The sequence below is a fragment of the Parabacteroides caecihominis genome (assembly GCF_023656785.1).
GTDB classification, from domain to species: Bacteria; Bacteroidota; Bacteroidia; order Bacteroidales; family Tannerellaceae; genus Parabacteroides; species Parabacteroides segnis.
Window position 1 is genome coordinate 38,887 of the sequence record NZ_JAMOKS010000003.1, and the last position, 16,058, is coordinate 54,944.

Sequence of the window (16,058 nt, forward strand, 5' to 3'; positions counted from 1 at the left end):
TAACTAGTTCAATTCTGATAATTTCTGAATCAAAACTTCCTGAACTCCAACCGGGCATAATCCGATTGCAGAACCAGATGATTCGATGTTAATTCTTTGACGCCGAAGCGTTGCTCCGTTCCGTTCATGCCAAATGGCAATAAGTCTTCAACTTTACTGATTGGCATGACTACAAACAAGGAATCTCCGGTATATTCCATATTGCCCGTTTGATTACTGACACCAACCTTCATCAAATTGATCGTATGCAAAGCCACGCTGTAATAAGCACGTTCCGGAACTTCTTCCTCTCCCGATGCATATTCTATCTTCATAATCTGCCAGCGACCATCCAGGTCGCCATTAATCGGCATTTTTCCACAAGCGCTAGCCATCAACAGTAGCAACGCACCTATTATATATCTTTTCATCGTATCCATCCTGTTTTTCTGATTGTTAACATGCCACCAGCACTTTTACCCAACATCGCTCCCCGGTCTATACCCAACGATGCTGTAAAATCCCAGCCTTTCAATTGGTGGGGAGTATATTTCAATTCAGCTAAAGCATTTCCGTTCTTTTTGATCTCATAAAAAGGCAAACTATAAGTTCCCCAATTACGTGTAACGGATAAAAGGATACGATATTGCAAATCGGCACAAGGATTTCCCATAATCCCGAAATGATGTCCCTGCAAACGATTACTTTTAAAAATTATTTCTCCATCATCATTATAAATAGGAGACATAACCAGCGGATTGCCGATCCCCATCCCCCAATGTTGCCAGCCGGTATAAATACCATGATTATAATAATTATCCGCACCACTCACCTGTTCAGGAATCTCCGGTGTATGATCCCAATAAACAGGACCCGTTTGATCTTTTGTTGAAATATATTCGTAAACAAAACTACTAACGACAGGATTTTTGGGAAGTGTTATTTCTATCCCTGCCAGACAATCTTTCCAGCCATATTCCCCGAACATCTGCGAATGGTCTTCGAAATAATGCTCATAATAAGGACGAACCATCCAATCATTCGGAGCATACCAGGTCAATGAGAAATTCCAGCTGCCTAAATGATTCCCATAAATATTTGTTTGTTCACCCATCGGCGTATCACTACTCCCTCCGCTTGGAATAAACACTTTAAAGAAATCCTTGATTCTGTTCGGCATATCAATTTTTCCATCCCCGATAAACGCATTCCCTCCGAACTGGGCAGCCATCTCAAGACCTCCTTCAAAGATCAAAGGAAACTTCTCTTTGTTACCGATCTTCACATATAAATCTTTGGAATGATAAAGTACATGCTCTGTATGTTTACCGCCCGGAACCACAAAGTCCTTCTGCCAGCCGTCATCCGTAAACATACCATAGGCAATATGCCCTTTAAAAGCCAACCAACCTTTTGTTCCCGGAACGAGCGTATATTCGGGAATACCGATACGAACCTGCGGAATCGGACGCGCATTTCCCGAAAATGTCAGTCCACCGCTACTCAGTAACGGATTATTGAACTCGCTATACCGCTCCTTACTTCCGATGCTCAACCCCAGGCAACGATATTTCAGATCCGCATACAATTGTTGCACCACGAAAGTCGAAGTAAAATTATAAGCAACAGCCAGATCCGCCCCGAAAGCATACGAGAAAGGTTTATCATTTTCCAACTCCCGGAAAACACCGGCACGCAGATACCCGTTATTCTTTTCAATGGACGAAAGCCCCTGCTTGTTTGCCGTCAGCCAGAAAGGGGTATATTCGCCTCCACTGAAGCTGACACCAGTCTCCGCCCGATAACTCAGCCCTTTCGTAAACTGAGCATAAGAGGTTAAAGGAAGCATACACATGCTTCCCAAAAGGATTAAGTTAGATACAATTTTCATTAATTTCAGATATAAAATGAGAAGCTAATCATCTCCTGCCCAATTCACGGGAGACGCTGCTTAAATAATTTCGTTGATACTGTAAATCAGATAACAAAAGGACACGCGACTCTTCATCAGCAAAAGTCCGGGATAAACGGTGGAGATTTTGCCGGACACGGTCGACCAGACGTACCTCCAGATAACTAAGAAAAAGATAGCGGACCAACTCACTTCGACGCACCCGGTCACTATGCGATGAATCGGTATGCAAAGCATAAAGGTTATCCAGTTCTTTCGTTTCCGATCGGTCCTTTTGCAGTCCTGCATCGAGCGCGGGAACAAGGTTGTCAGTCGGTAACAAATCGTCAGAAGATAGTATTTTCCGGATATTATCCACATAAAGGGCCTCTTCCCCTTCTTCCGTCAGGCATAAAGTATCCGGCCAACGTCGGCAGACAGCAACCAACAACGACTCCGCTTTCCGTCTCGCCGGAGGGATCATCGCCTTTCCTACCCAACGGATAAAGGCTTCGCGCCCCAACGAACGGAACATCTCATCCGCATCCTTACCGCCTTCCGGTAATATATCCACCACCCGAAGACCGGCACTGCGCAGTTTGGGCATTACCCCCGTAACTGTTTCCCGCCCTACCTCGTCGGCATCCAGAAAAAGACAAACCGTAACAGCCTCTTTCCGGATCATAGCGATATGATGCTCCGACAAATTCGTGCCACAAAGGGCAACCGTATTGCTAAAACCAGCCGCATGCATCGCCAACGTATCTTTGTATCCTTCGGTTAAAAAAACGATTCCCGTCTCACGAACCTTCGTCACAGCCCGATGCCAACCGTAAAGCAATTCATCTTTCTTATAGATCGCACTGGTCGAACTGTTTATGTATTTGGGGATTTTCTTAACAGATAGATCCCCCCGGTAACGGGCGGCAAAAGCAACCAACTCGCCCGCCGCATTACGAATCGGAAAAACAATCCGGCCACGGGTAAACTTCCAGGCTTCAGGCACGATAGCCGGAGCAATCCCAACCTCAAAAGCAGCATAGGTCTCCCGCAATTCTTCCATCCCCGGATCATACGGAAGCAACGTCTGCCCGTAACGTTCATTCATTTCAACCGTCGGAGCTGGTACCTGTTCCCGCACTTGATGCGGGACTGCAAGGGAACTATCCTTTTCAACCGGTTGCTTATCAGGCCTGTGTTTTTGCGATCCCGCATCGAATGCGGGAACAGGCAAGTGGCAGATATCCGCACAAAGACGGACCGCCTCACCAAAGCTACATCCCTCCTTCTCCTGTACGAAGCGGAAGACATCCCCTCCGGCTCCGCAACTAAAACAGTGGTATACCCTTTTTGCCGGATCTACCCGCAGCGAAGGATGATGATCGTCATGGAAAGGACACAAACCCAGATAAGCCGCCCCTTTCCTTTCGAGAGTCGAGTAATGGCCGACCACCTTTACCAGATCGACCCGTTCCTTGAATGATGTGATCTCCAGCCTGTTCATCAGTCCTCAAAATGTAAATTACCACCCGGATTCACAAAAGACGTATAAGTATCATTCCTATATACCTCGGCAATACCTGTCGATCCGTTACGATTTTTCAGGACATACAACTTGAGCAGGTGGGAACCATTCGCTCCGTATTTGCTCAGGTCCTTTTCGAAACGCTCCGGCCGATTGATGATCACCACACAATCCGCTACAAATTCAATGGCACCCGAATCACGCAAATCGCTCATCATCGGGACAAAACCATTCTCGGCACGTTTCAACACCTCACGGTTCAACTGCGAAACCACCAGCATGGCACAATTAGCCTCCACGGCAATACGTTTCAATGCCGTAATCGTATGACGGATCACAGACTCTATAGTCTCATTTTTCTTCGATACAGGAGCAAGCATATGCAAATAATCAATCACAACAACATCGCATTCACCTTTACGGCTACGGAGCATTATCTCCGCCCGCAATGCCTCCAGGCTCATAGAAGATACATTCGTAAAATAATAAGGCATCTTTTCCACACCGGAAGCATACCGTTTCATCCGGTCGATATCCCCCTCACGAAGTCCCCCTATACGCAGGCGGGCGGCCTCCACACCGGCATAACCGGCAAAAAAACGGGCGGCAGTCTGTTCGCCCGTCATTTCAAAACTGAAATGAAGCACATGTTTACCCTGGCGAGCCATATTCATTGCCATAAACATCGCCAGCGCCGTCTTACCGTCACTCGGAAGACCGCCCAGCACCAGCACTTCCTTCCGGTAAAGTCCTCCCGTCAGTCCGTCCAACCCATTGATTCCACTCAGCATACGCACCGAATCATCCTTACGGCTCATCCGGTCGAGATGATCGTCTATAGACAACTTCATCACTTCACTAAGCGGCAGAAGCGAATCCGATTCCGAATTATCCATACGCAAGCGTAGCAAATCACGCTCGCAGTCTTCTATCACCTTCAGGTAGTCCATACCGTATTGCAGGCATTCCGATGCTTTTTGTACAAACAGCTTATGCATACACCCCAGCAGATAATGATGAAGGATTTCGCGGGCATACTCTACAGCGTTATGTTCCAGGCGAACCGTCTCCATTCCATCCGACAAGTACGCCATGCCTCCCATCTTCAGGTAACGCTCCGGATCATTCTTTTTCATTTCCTCTTCCACCAGGATCAGGTCAGGTCGTTTATTACGGTTAAACAGATCGGTAAACGCTTCGTAAATAAACCCATGATCCGGATCGGAAAACATTTCCGGACGCAACAATCCGACCACCTCAAGAATCGCCACCTGGTCCAGAAACAGCGAACAGAGCAAAGCTCTTTCAATTACATTCTTTTCCATACTCATAGCAACTTTTTAACAGGTCGGTACGGGGTACGTTCCCATGACTTATCTTCAACTCGGCTTCCGCTCTTCGCAAGCCAATCACATCCGGTTCAACCTGTTTTTTAGTCACTCCGGTTCTTTTACCCTCTTTCGGTGTTTCCGCAGGGGTCTCCGGAGCCGTAAAACGATCATACCCGCAAACACGAAAGCAGATATGGCCTGCCACCCGTTTCACTTCCACCAAAGATTCACTTTCCAGTGAACTGACATATCTTCTGACCGAACGGCTATCTACCATCATAAACCAGGCCAACTTTTCATAAGTTATAAAGCATTCACCTCTACGGCATAAGACTTGCTTTCCTTTGATCGACACATAGCCGTCGGCATAATTGCACAAACAAAATAACAACCAATGCACTATTCCGATCATACGTTCACTATTAACGGATGCGAACATCCGCTCTATTATTACACGAGGTACTTTCAAATAGGATTTTCCAAAATATATCAAGGCCTTAACATCCGTGTAAATATTCTCATTTTCAGCCATTTCCATAATGCCGTTTGTTTGTCACGCATAAAACACAGTAAATCAACCCTATACATCACCTCCTGCCGGATGGCTGTCAAATCCCTACATTATATATAAGAATAAAAGAAAAGGGATTCTTTCTTTTTATGCGTTTTGATTATTAAAATTGATTGGTTAAACAAAATACAATTGTATTCAGTTACAAAAACAATTGTATTTGTATGTAAAGACAGTTGTTTTTGAAATCAGAAACAATTGTTTTTTTACATATGCAAAACATCATGGTTCGCCCAGAAAATCCACAATAATTGCAACCTGTAAAGGAGACAAGATACGGGCTCCTTTAATCCATCCTGAACGAATCAGACGATCGTATAATTCTTTGTTTATTATTACCCAACGTGTAAGTCTTCTCGAGGCTGAATGGGGTGTTAATCCTGGAGCATAAAGGATAGCCAATTCCTGCCATCCAAAAGTTTTTTGTTGAAATAGTTCTTCCATAATAAGATGATTTTAAGTTGTTTTATTACCCTATAAATATACACATAAATTCGGATATAACAACTATATAATCAAATAAATTCAACAAAAAATGCATCTAAATGCCCGTTCGGTTCCATTCGGATCATTCAGCCTATATCCCCACCGTATCTTTGTAATGAATTCAAGGGAAAACACCGGTTAATCCCCTCCTGAATCCACCAATAATTTTCAATTATCAATTATCAATTTTCAATTAAAAAGCTATGTCATTAAAGTATCGTGTCGTCCTCAAAAAGGACATGAGCAAGGGAGCTGCCAAAGGCGCTCAATTGTATTACGGTCAGGTCCGTTCGATGGAGAAGACCTCTTTCAAAAAATTGTGTAAACTGGTCTCCGGTTACTGCACCGCCAAACCCGGTGAAGTAGAGTTGGTGATCGATGGTCTGATTTATGTTCTCTGCATGCTGCTCGAAAGCGGCAATGTCATCCAAATGGGTGAATTCGGCAACTTCCGCATGTTTGCCGGCAGTAAAGGTTCATCCACCCTGAAGGATTACGATCCGATGTTGTTTAAGAAGGCCCGTATTATCTTCACCCCCGGCGCCATGCTGCGTCAACTGGTCTCCGAAGCCAGTTACGACCGTCTGGACCCATTCTCCGACCCGGAAGAAAAGAACGGAGAAGGTGGCGAAGACAGACCGGAAATCGAATGAAATAATTATTCTTATTATGACCAAAAAGGATTTTATCACCAAGTATCTTCCCCTGGCTCAAAAGGCCGGGGAAGCTTTCCGGATCAATCCGGTTGTTATCCTGGCACAAGCGGCTATCGAAACCGGTTGGGCACAAAGTGATCTTTGCCTGCAACATCATAACTTTTTCGGTATCACCGCTTACGGAAAAAAGAACGTCTGGTGGACCGGGACCTCCGTGCAACTGAGCACCAACTCCCTTTCCTTCCGTACATATCCCGACCCGTTACACTCTTTCATGGACTATGCCCGCCTGATCCGCCACGCCTACACCGATGCCGCCGATGTCAGCTACCAACCAACTGCCTTTGCCCTCAAAATCGGTTACAGCAAATACATCAGCGAAGTAAACGGCGACAACCGCGAAGCCTACCGGAGAATGCTGGTCACAATTTGCCGATCAATCAGCAAATTAATCGAATCTTCCCTTTAATTTTCAATTTTCAATTTATAATTTTCAATTAACATGAAGTACCTTGAAACGATCCTCGCCTTCCTCACCCAGCTTGCCCGGATCATCTTTCCCCGCAAGCAAAAACCGGCAGCCGGTGACTGCCCCTGTCCTGATCCCTACCCTCGTCCTCTTCCTGATGGCGATCACCCTCTTGTCTCTCCTGAGGGAGCAGACGGAAGTGACGCTGACAGCGATCGGAGCGATACTCTCACTCTCCACCAAGGTGACTGGGGAAAATATGTCGAACCGATAGATATTGCCGGATATTGTTTGATGGCCGGAGGATTGATCGGGGGAGTATACAAACTTTTTGTCGGTTAACAATCAACAGAAAAAGTCTGGAAAGTTTATTAATCATGAATCTTGTTGTTATTTAAAAGATAGCAACAAGATTTTTTATTATATATTATTTTTACTAACACCTAACTGATGCAAATAAAAATACTTATTCATAAAACCTATATAGCATAGACTCAATGCTATAATCGTACCAGCTAAATAGTAATAACTGTATTCATAAAAATAAATAAAACCAATTATTATCAATCCTTGTACAACCATATAAATAGTAGCCACAACTAAATGTGGTATCTTTAATTCATTAGCCATAATCTGATACAAATGCTTACGATGTGGCAATCCAATATTTTCATGAAGCATTAGACGATGAACAATAGTCAATACGCTATCTACACCATAAACTACGAGAAACACAATATAAGTAAAGTCACCCGTTTGTATAATTAGCCTACCTATGATAAATAAAAGAATAAAAGCGATCCCTACCGAACCAATGTCTCCCGCAAAACATTTCGCTTTTTTCCGGAAGTTAAACAAGCAAAACACCAATACGCTCAAAATGATAATGATCAAAAAACTATTATCAATAAAATGAAGGGAGCGATTCACATAAAATAAAGAAAGAAGTACTGCTAGCGAATATCCTCCCGTAATACCGTTTATACCGTCCATGAAATTATATGCATTCACAATCCCAACACATAAAATTAGTCCAATTAACACCATCCACCAACTATCCATATTTAAAATTCCATATTCTTGAAACATCAAGAACATAGCTGTAAAATGGACTAATAATCGAATTTTATTAGGGACAGGATGTATATCATCCACAAAACTAATCCCAGCTATAGCTGTCAATCCTACCAAAAAACAAGGATATTGAAAACCAAAAAACAAAGCATGTATCCATAGTCCCAACAAAAAGATTATACCACCTCCCCGTAAAGTTATATTTGTATGAGAACTACGTTGGTTAGGTTTGTCAATGATATTAAATTTATCAGCCACATAAAAATATAACAACTCTAGCCCCAAGAGTAATATTGCTATAATAATATAAGTAATCATCTGTTATTCTTTCTGGAAACTTTTAAATGTTTTCTTTAATCCATCTATCGCTCTCACAGGCATTCGTTCTATACCAAGCGCTTTTTTTATTTTAGTATTAGAGACTACATAATTTTCTGTTAACTTTCTCAATCGTTCTGTGTTTAAAGGCAAATGTAACAATGTTCCCAATCCAGCACACCCTTCCATCATCCCTTTATTCACTTTCCAGATACGAGATTTCTTTCCCATCACTTCACACATAATCTCTATCAGTTCATTGGTTGAAATAGATTCATCATCACCCATATGGTAAATGCCTGAAGGAATATCCTTCGTCAACAAACCTTCTACCACATAGCACAAATTATCAATGGAAGTAAACGAACGACAATTCTCAAAATCCCCCAAAGGCCAAGGGATCCCTTTTTTCACTACGCTATAAAGCAAGTTCAAATTCCCTTTATTTCCTGGACCATGTATCATGCAAGGACGCAAAATATACACTTGTTTATCTTTAGGTAAATGTTGTTGTATATATTCCTCTGCTTTCATTTTACTTTCTCCATAAGGTCCAACAGGCGTTGGAATCACCTCCTCCGTCAACATCTCCCCTATTACGCTATCCGCAGCAGCCTTTACCGAACTGAAGAAAATAAACTTCTTTGCAGAAGATTGCAAAAAGAAATCAAATATCTTTTGAGTCAACCTCGTGTTAATATTAAAATATAATTGAGATGAAGATTGATTTTTAGTATCGTGGGCCTTACCCGCTAAGTGGATAATGGCATCTATTTGAGAAAAAGAAGTACTATTAAGTTCCTCCCAAGAATAAATTTTTACCACTCCTTCTTTTTGATGCGTAACAATATCTAAACCATATATTATATGATTAGATTTAAGTGCTTGAACTAAATTAGAACCTACGAAACCGTGAATACCAGTAATTAAGATTTTCATTGTATATCAACTTCGGATTTAATCCTATATAGTTTTTCTATTTCATTCCATATCAATTCTTGCCTAAAATTTTGCTCAACTAAGGACCGCCCATTCTTGCCATAAACTACGCCTAATTGACGATTAATATAAAAGCGTTCTATAATAGAAGAAATCTCTTGCACATTATGAGAGACAAAAACTCCCGTTCTATTTTCTATAATAGAATCAATACAACCTGTAACTCTTGTTGTGATAACTGGAAGTTCCATAGCTGATGCCTCTAGCACAGAAGTAGGAAAACCTTCTCTATAAGAAAGTAAAATGAAAATATTCATTAATGCATAATAATATTCAATGAAAGAATTAGAAATATAACCTGTCGTAATAATATTCGGATTTTTTATTATTGACTCTATAATATTCTTTGGTAAAGCATCTCTTTCTTCCAACATTCCTACCAACAAAAGTCGTATATTAGAATATTTTTCTTGCAAAATAGAAAAAGCCTCTACTAATTCAATTATACCTTTATCTTTAACTAGCCTTCCCGTAAATCCAATCACAAAATCATCATCATCAAATCCTAATTGTTCTCTTAAATCGAGCAATACTTCATGTTGAATACCATATCTATTAAAGCGTTTTATATCAATTCCATTACAAGTACCCTTTAATAACAAGGTTTGTTTCTCTGCTTTATTTAAGCCGTTTTCAATGCTACGTTGACATACAGAAGGGCTTACGCAAACAATCTTTGTTGACAATTTACCAGCCAATCTATCCATCGAAATCAATAATATTCTTTTTAACCCTCGGGATGTTTCATAAACCAAGCCATGTCGAAAATAGATACGAATAGGAATTCTAATTATATAAGCTGCTAACATTGCAAGTAATGCTCCCTTTGGTGTATGCCCTGTTACGATATTAATTTCATTTTTATGAATATAAGAACATATTCCTATCAATGCTTTCAAATCACTTATTAATGATATTTTACGAGAGATAGGTATCATCCTATAATCAAATTGAAATTTCTTAGAAAGAACTAACAATTCATCAGAAGGGCTACATACTATATATTCCTTATAACCTTTATTCCTAAAATAAGTCAATTGACCTCCTAAAAAATAAGGTATTACGAAGGAAATATTAACAACATGAAGAATATTCATTTCACAGATTATTCATTTTTATATTAAGAAATTACATTAATTTTTCTTTCAATGACTTTAAGTTAAAAACACGAATCAGTATATTAGTAAAATCACTTCCAAATAGCTTAACAAATATTCTTTTATAACAAGTTAATATTTTACTAATGGGAGATTGCCAAGACATAGCAAAATGATGAATAGAATAAGTATTTTCAGTTATACATATTTTCCCTGTATCATGTCGTTTTGAACAAAAAAAATCAAATGGAAAGACAGAAATAACATTATCACATATAATTTCACTCGAATAATTATCATATTTCTTTATAACAATCCCATTTTTCACCATCATTTCTTCCATAATTAACGGAAGTGTTTTCATATCCAATATATTCTTATCACCATAGAATTTTCTATTATCATAATACTTTAGACAAGCTAATATCCAATCAGACTTAGCTTCAGAACCAATTATTGCAGCTTCTAATTTTGACTGGCTATCTAAACCTATAAAATAATTTCTGTTCAATAAATTATCAAAAGATTTAAGAACTTCAACATCTGTATCTAAGTAAATTCCTCCATAATAATACAGAGCATATAATCGAATATAATCGGCAGCAAAAGCGAACTTTCTACTTTCATAGGCCTGCTTTACCCAAATATGAGAGTTTATATCAAATTTATTTTTGTCCCACAAGACAAACTGATAATCAGGCAGTTTATCTTTCCAGCTATCAATACACCTCTGTATTATTTCAGGATAAGGATCACCACTTAACCAACAATAATGAATAACTTTAGGAATCATAATCTCATTATTTTATTAATAAAATTAACTCTTTTATCGTCTAAAATAGACATTCGATACTGTTGACTAACCAAATAATTAGCCCTACCTTGTGTTTCAAAATCTTGCACACTCAAATGTTCGACTATATTCGATAGTTTACGGTAATCTCCTTTTTCAAAAATGTATTCACTCGGTAACAACTCTGGAATTCCTCCTGTTTTTGCTCCAATAGCCAATCTTCCTCTACTCATAGCCTCTATAAGAGCACGAGGTAATCCCTCTGCTTTACTTGGATGTACATATGCATCAATAGTATCTAAAAAAGATATAACTTTATCATGCGTTAATTCTCCTAAAAAAAAGACTTGGTCTTGTATGGATAAAGCAGATGCTATTTTTTGTAATCTATCACTCCTTCCTCCCCCAACCAAAAAATACTTAACTATAATCCCACGACCTTTCAACAGATTCATTGCTTTTAAAACGGTAATCTGGCCCCTAAATGTCCTATCAACAGGACTGATTGTCCCTATTTTTAATACATCACCTTGCTGATAGGAATTACGATTCAAAATATTATCTACAACATCTATCCTCACATTGGAACAAGATAGACACAAACCTTTTGTTGGATAACGTTTTTGCAAAAAACGATTAGTTACATATATAACGGACTTGGATTTCTTAATATAGTACCAAGCTACTAAGTAATTTGGCAAAGCCAATATTTTCCCTTTTAATCCATAATACCAAAATACATCAAAAGCACAACCAACAACCTCTGTCACATATTTAATTTGTTCTTTTTGCAATAAATGTAAAGCATATCTACCCAAAGATAACGAAGGCATTTTGACAAAAACTAAATCGACATTAAATATAATATTTTGTATAATATTCTTATTTATTTTAGATACAAATAGTCGTTCTTTCTTCAATTCTATTATTGTTACTCTACTTAAATCTATCAATTTCATCTCTAAGGCCAAACTAGATCCTATACTTTTGATAGAACAACAATAAAACAAGTGATCACAAAGTTTTAGATATTTATCAAACTCTGTCAAACTTTTCCTATAATATTTATTATCATATTTAAAAACAGCCTGATCTTGTATTACAGCAATATTCATAAATTATAGAGTTTATATAATGCACAAAATATTTACAACAATTCTTTCTCAAATTTATCAAACCATTTGTTTGAGCAAAAATTATCTATAACCCAATTTTGACAAACTAATTCATTTAATAAATCACGATTAAAATAGTATTTACAGATACATTCAATAGTTTTATTCACATCATTTGGAGACAATAATTTATCATATAAATATAAAGGAACCGATTCTTTTATAGGATCAATATTTGAGGCTATAACCGGAATACCGTTAGCCATTGCTTCAATCAATGCATTAGGTTGACCTTCTGTAATAGATGGGAAATAAAATAAATCAAATGATTTTAATAACGATGAGACATCACTTCTATATCCCAAAATTTGTATTTGCTTTGACAGCCCCATCTGCAACACCTTATTTTTTAAGTAAATATCCGTATCTTTACCTACCAAAACAAAATACACATCGGCATATTTTTTACAGAGTATTTCGGCAACTTTAAGGATAGTTTCATGATTTTTTGCTATATTATAACGTCCAACATGACCTATCACAAAAGCATTTAAAGGAAGACTCAACATTGTTCTAATTGATACCACGTCTATATTCATTTGAGAACAATATTCCCTTCCTAAATCATTATATACAACTTGAAACCTATTAGTATCCTTTCTATTTGGGTAGAAAAAATCTAATGCAGTTTTGGAATTTGCTAATATTTTAGTAGCAAACAACATAACTAGTATTTTCATCAAATAATTATACAAAAGCCGTAGTTTTGTTTCTTTAAAATGATTTGTAGATCCTCTATAAAACGTGATACGCTTTTTAACTCGTGCAAAATAGCCAAAAACAAGAGATAACCCTGCAAAATGGCCATTAAAATCACAAATAGTATCTATATTATTTTTCTTCAAATATAAATAAAATCGTATATAAGCAAATATTGAAAAATAACCTAACGGTTTGAGAATTATTTCATCTGAAACATCTTTATAATCATTATACAAAGCTCCAGCTTTACCTGATTTACACCAAATGATATTGTAACTTCGTTTATTATTATATTTTAGAAACCTCAACAAATAAGTTTCAATACCTCCTTGCTCCAACCCTGTTACTAAAAACACACATTTTTTCATGTTATCAAATAGACAAATATTTACATTAAAACACTATTGAGTCTGAAAAAGCATTAACTCATCAGCAAAATAAATACGTTCTTCTATAATATTTTTTTGCTTAGAGTCATCTATATGAAAAACATCTGTATATGGAAACCACAAGAAATATCCTTTTTTCCCTTGTAATATAAAAGAATAATTTCCAAAATACGACTTCAAAGTCCATATAAAAGGAATAATAACCAATAAAACAAGAACACATTTTTGAACATTTTTAACAAATAATGATTTCCTAATTCCATAAATAAAATGAACATAATACCCTATAATAATTATTGCAATATAATTAATAAATCGTCCTCCAAATGCAGTATTTCCAGCAGATATTGAAGCTACAAAAACAAACACCATATACAGAACAATGTATTCCTTCTTACGTCGATACATCCTATAATCATTTACATATATAATAAAAAGTGGAATAATAAAATAAATAATAGTACGTAATAAACGACCATTAAAATTCATACTGGCATCTTTATATAAGTCAAATCTTTGTTGTATAATAGGATTAACAAACAAAACACTTAATGAACTTTCCAACAATATGAATATAGTAATCACAAATATAAAGGTCAGTATAACATATCTTTTTTTAAAAGCGATATATCTAAAAACAGGAAATATAAATACTATTATAGCTGAAGAGTGAAACAAAAAACTTATCACAGCAAACAGATAGTATTTTAACCATTTTTTTTGCTGAAAAGCAGGGATACTCAGAAGAAAAATAGCTACTGCTAAAGATTCTCTAAGCACTTCCATGTTAAAGTAAATAAAATAATAAATAATATAAAAGAAAACAACAGAAAAGTAGTGTTCCTTAAAAATATTCTGTCGTTTGAATACGCCATAAAACAAAATCCAATTTAATAATAATGCATGTACAAACTGAAAAAATATAAAATCAGAACATAGAAATTTACAACATACATTTAATAACATCCAAAAAGGATCATACATGGCATAAGAAAATATACCTATATCATCTCCAAAAGTCGGATAATATTCCCAATATCGCATATAGCGTACTGTATCTCCTCCAACTACATAACGGCAACCAGCCGTTAGTACAACTAATATAAACAAAAAAAAGTAAGCACTTTTCTTATATTTTTCTTTTTTTTTAATATCATATCTATATAAAAAGCAAAGAGAGAAAAGAAATATTATCAAATAAGGCATAAGTTCCTTTTATAATGTAGTATAGCTCTAAAAATTAAAATAAAATAATATATCACAGCACAAGGTAATAATAAACATCTATAATAAAAGGAGATATCTACATAAATCATGAATATAGTTAACAAAAGTGCTGGCAACATTGATATAATCAATATTGTACGAGAAAAATAAATCGGATACAATCTATAAGAAAATATCCAACTTAATGTCAACAACACCAAATTAGCCAAAATCATTGAATAAACGATACCATCCAATCCTAAATACTTGACAAGACAAAACGAACTAATCAAGTTAACTCCCAATGCAGAAAGAAAAGATATAGATAAATAGTATGTCTTGGACTTATACTTTGGTCCAACATCAACTACTTCTTTTACAATTAACAAACTAATAGCCATTGTTATACATCCAACATATTTAGCAGATTCCACAAATTTTGGTGACGCAAAATTCATAATTAACTCCGCAGAAAACAAAGATAAACACATTGAGAATAAAAATGTAATTGGAACTATTATTTGAAAAATAAAAGAAAATTGAAACTTACTATTTTCCTTTTTCAATATCTCAAACATATACTGATTCCATGCCATCATAAAAGTTTGATGTACTAATTGCATAATGGAGCCTATTTTTAAAGCCATCGAAAACAAACCTACATGATACGTATCCAAATAACCTAAAATAAAAAAACGATTGGCATAAGCATTTGTTGCACTTCCAATACGAGCAGGAAACTGAGGCAGCGCATAGTGTAATGAAGTTTTCATTATAGATTTTGATAGATGAAAAACAAACAATCTACGCATCAAATAAAGAGATACAAAAAAAGATAATGAAATTGCTAATAATTGAGACAAGAAGAAACCACTGACACCATAATGTGCAACAGAAACAAACCAATAAATAGTTCCGAATAGCAAAAGCGACTTTCCTATTATCACTATTGTAAATAGGATATTTTTTTTCTCAAACCTCAATAAAATTAATATTAAAGAAGATAACACAGAAAAAAACATCTGGATAGCAGCTATTCTAAAAGCAGTTACATATTGTACTGAATCGCATAACCATTGACTCAGGTAAGGAGAAAATAATATAATTATTGTTCCCAAAATGAATCCAACACACATTATCATAAAGAAAATTGCAAATATAAATTTTCCCTTTTCTTCTCCTTCATACTCGTAATAAAAACGTTGCAAAGATGTTTCCAATTGTAGAAAACAAAAAATGGAAACAATCCCCATAAAAGTCTGAATTAAATCAATGACACCAAATTCTTCCACAGAAAAAACATTCGCATACAACGGTATCAACAAAAATGAAATCAATCGTTCTAGACAAACAGCCAATCCAAAAGATATAAAGTTAAAAATTAACGCTTTCATTTT

General features: G+C 36.7%; 17 protein-coding genes. 3 read left to right on the forward strand and 14 right to left on the reverse strand.

Going from position 1 to position 16,058, the window contains the following annotated elements:
- Window positions 1-29: 29 nt before the first annotated feature.
- From NBH14_RS02685 to NBH14_RS02710, 6 genes are all read right to left on the reverse strand, one after another.
- Window positions 30-419, reverse strand: coding sequence for a lipocalin-like domain-containing protein (locus NBH14_RS02685; protein WP_186958839.1), 390 nt, complete (start codon window positions 417-419; stop codon window positions 30-32).
- A complete protein-coding gene (locus tag NBH14_RS02690) occupies window positions 407-1,870 on the reverse strand; it encodes a capsule assembly Wzi family protein (RefSeq protein WP_186958838.1) in 1,464 nt (487 codons plus the stop codon). Before NBH14_RS02690 ends, NBH14_RS02685 begins: the two co-directional genes overlap by 13 nt.
- Window positions 1,871-1,898: 28 nt before the next feature.
- Complete coding sequence (locus NBH14_RS02695) at window positions 1,899-3,374, reverse strand: CHC2 zinc finger domain-containing protein (RefSeq protein ID WP_186958837.1); 1,476 nt, start codon at window positions 3,372-3,374, stop codon at window positions 1,899-1,901.
- Entirely contained in the window at window positions 3,374-4,720 is a 1,347-nt protein-coding gene (locus NBH14_RS02700; RefSeq protein ID WP_186958836.1) for a replicative DNA helicase, read from the reverse strand. Before NBH14_RS02700 ends, NBH14_RS02695 begins: the two co-directional genes overlap by 1 nt.
- A complete protein-coding gene (locus NBH14_RS02705; protein WP_250817121.1) occupies window positions 4,701-5,264 on the reverse strand; it encodes a hypothetical protein in 564 nt (187 codons plus the stop codon). The genes NBH14_RS02700 and NBH14_RS02705 overlap by 20 nt, the downstream gene beginning before the upstream one ends.
- Before the next feature lie 255 nt (window positions 5,265-5,519).
- Complete coding sequence (locus NBH14_RS02710; RefSeq protein WP_122328635.1) at window positions 5,520-5,741, reverse strand: DUF4248 domain-containing protein; 222 nt, start codon at window positions 5,739-5,741, stop codon at window positions 5,520-5,522.
- Window positions 5,742-5,986: 245 nt separating this feature from the next.
- Between NBH14_RS02710 and NBH14_RS02715 the strand changes: the two genes are divergently transcribed.
- Genes NBH14_RS02715 through NBH14_RS02725 form a run of 3 tightly spaced genes read left to right on the forward strand, consistent with a single transcriptional unit; the run spans window position 5,987 to window position 7,250 of the window.
- Window positions 5,987-6,436: an HU family DNA-binding protein gene (locus NBH14_RS02715; protein ID WP_186958835.1), complete on the forward strand. Its 450-nt coding sequence runs from the start codon at window positions 5,987-5,989 to the stop codon at window positions 6,434-6,436.
- A 16-nt stretch (window positions 6,437-6,452) separates the two neighbouring features.
- Window positions 6,453-6,908 (forward strand): glucosaminidase domain-containing protein, encoded by a 456-nt coding sequence (locus tag NBH14_RS02720; RefSeq protein WP_186958870.1) that lies wholly within the window; start codon window positions 6,453-6,455, stop codon window positions 6,906-6,908.
- Window positions 6,909-6,941: 33 nt separating this feature from the next.
- Window positions 6,942-7,250, forward strand: coding sequence for a hypothetical protein (locus tag NBH14_RS02725; RefSeq protein ID WP_186958834.1), 309 nt, complete (start codon window positions 6,942-6,944; stop codon window positions 7,248-7,250).
- Window positions 7,251-7,328: 78 nt separating this feature from the next.
- Here NBH14_RS02725 and NBH14_RS02730 read toward each other — a convergent pair whose 3' ends face one another.
- From NBH14_RS02730 to NBH14_RS02765, 8 genes are read right to left on the reverse strand one after another with little or no spacing between them, the layout of a single operon-like run.
- A complete protein-coding gene (locus NBH14_RS02730; RefSeq protein WP_222622084.1) occupies window positions 7,329-8,300 on the reverse strand; it encodes an MraY family glycosyltransferase in 972 nt (323 codons plus the stop codon).
- 3 nt (window positions 8,301-8,303) lie between these two features.
- Window positions 8,304-9,239, reverse strand: coding sequence for an NAD-dependent epimerase/dehydratase family protein (locus tag NBH14_RS02735; RefSeq protein ID WP_186958833.1), 936 nt, complete (start codon window positions 9,237-9,239; stop codon window positions 8,304-8,306).
- Window positions 9,236-10,396 (reverse strand): glycosyltransferase family 4 protein, encoded by a 1,161-nt coding sequence (locus tag NBH14_RS02740; RefSeq protein WP_186958832.1) that lies wholly within the window; start codon window positions 10,394-10,396, stop codon window positions 9,236-9,238. The genes NBH14_RS02735 and NBH14_RS02740 overlap by 4 nt, the downstream gene beginning before the upstream one ends.
- Window positions 10,397-10,427: 31 nt before the next feature.
- Window positions 10,428-11,189: a glycosyltransferase family 32 protein gene (locus tag NBH14_RS02745; RefSeq protein ID WP_186958831.1), complete on the reverse strand. Its 762-nt coding sequence runs from the start codon at window positions 11,187-11,189 to the stop codon at window positions 10,428-10,430.
- Window positions 11,186-12,304, reverse strand: a complete 1,119-nt coding sequence (locus tag NBH14_RS02750; protein WP_186958830.1) for a glycosyltransferase family 4 protein — start codon at window positions 12,302-12,304, stop codon at window positions 11,186-11,188. The genes NBH14_RS02745 and NBH14_RS02750 overlap by 4 nt, the downstream gene beginning before the upstream one ends.
- Before the next feature lie 32 nt (window positions 12,305-12,336).
- Window positions 12,337-13,434 carry a glycosyltransferase gene (locus NBH14_RS02755; RefSeq protein WP_186958829.1) on the reverse strand — a complete coding sequence of 366 codons (1,098 nt, stop codon included), beginning with the start codon at window positions 13,432-13,434 and terminating at the stop codon, window positions 12,337-12,339.
- A 33-nt stretch (window positions 13,435-13,467) separates the two neighbouring features.
- A complete protein-coding gene (locus tag NBH14_RS02760) occupies window positions 13,468-14,661 on the reverse strand; it encodes an EpsG family protein (protein WP_186958828.1) in 1,194 nt (397 codons plus the stop codon).
- On the reverse strand, window positions 14,649-16,055 hold the full coding sequence (locus tag NBH14_RS02765; RefSeq protein WP_186958827.1) for a lipopolysaccharide biosynthesis protein: 1,407 nt from the start codon (window positions 16,053-16,055) through the stop codon (window positions 14,649-14,651). Before NBH14_RS02765 ends, NBH14_RS02760 begins: the two co-directional genes overlap by 13 nt.
- Between the last annotated feature and the right edge of the window lie 3 nt (window positions 16,056-16,058).